Annotated in this window: 1 protein-coding gene; it reads right to left on the reverse strand. The window is 63.0% G+C overall.

Translation table 11 applies throughout. The features are described from left to right. Positions 1–3 precede the first annotated feature (3 nt). Positions 4–1,070: ISL3 family transposase (locus T5B8_RS19955; protein ID WP_353181008.1), on the reverse strand; the 1,067-nt coding region annotated here is incomplete at its 5' end.

Consider the following 1,070-nt stretch of genomic DNA (forward strand, 5'->3'; position numbering starts at 1 on the left):
GGTTCATCGCACATTACCGGGAAAGGCGTCTCGTATCTTGAGGAAGAAGTAGGCGCTGTCCCGGTAACCATAGGCCATGCGTTTGAGCACCTTGATGCGGTTGTTCATGCCTTCGAGCACGCTGGTATTGAGTCGGTAATGCACGCTGGCGATGATGCCGTTGACGTAGCGTTTCAACGTGTTCGCGAAGCGTATGACCGGGGCCAGCCCGGTCTCCAGGGCCAGCCGATACCATTGTTGCCAGCGCTGTCGTGCATCGGTCACGCTCGGTGCGAACCACAGCTCCTTGAGCTGGGTTTTGAGCAGATAAACCTGCATCAACGGCGCATTGGCCGCGAGCAGTTCATCGAGCTTGATGACCTGGTGTGCATCCAGATGATCACGGTTGCGCAGCAGCAGCCAGCGACCGCGTTTGACCGCACGCCGTGCGTGGCGATCGCCGCGCAGGGCATTGGCCTGATCCACGCGCACGCGATCGATGACTTCGCGACCGAACTTGGCGATGACATGAAAGCGGTCATAGACCACGACCGCGTTCGGACATTGCTCGGCGACCTCGAGATCGAAGGCCGTGTTCATGTCCATCGCCACGGCTTCGATGTGCTCACAGGCCGATCCCAGCCATTCGAAGAAGGGGCGAATCGCCGCGCGGGAGCGGCCTTCGCCGACCCAGAGCACCTGTCGGGTCTCGGCACAGGCGATGACCGTGGCATAGCGATGCCCCTTGTGCAGGGCGAACTCGTCCATGATCAGCCGGCGCAGCCGGGATCGGTCGGGCGTGGGCAACTCGCGTTCGAGCCGGGCGGCGTCCAGGGCCTTGACCGTATGCCAGTGCAGCCCGAGTACGTCGGCGACCTGGCGAATCGGCCACAGACGTGCCAGCGCTTCGGCATGGCGCGCCAGCGCCGCTGTAAGCGCTCGGCGTCCGTGCAGCCAGGGAATATGCTCGGTACGAATACCGCAGTGGCCACAGCGCAACCGGCGCACCGGCACGTCGAGCCACAGGCGTCGATCGATCAAGTCACGCTCGCGAATCCAGCGCCGATTTCGCTCATGCACGATCGACACCG

Origin of the sequence: Salinisphaera sp. T5B8, assembly GCF_040361255.1 — a bacterium.
Taxonomy (GTDB): Bacteria; Pseudomonadota; Gammaproteobacteria; order Nevskiales; family Salinisphaeraceae; genus Salinisphaera.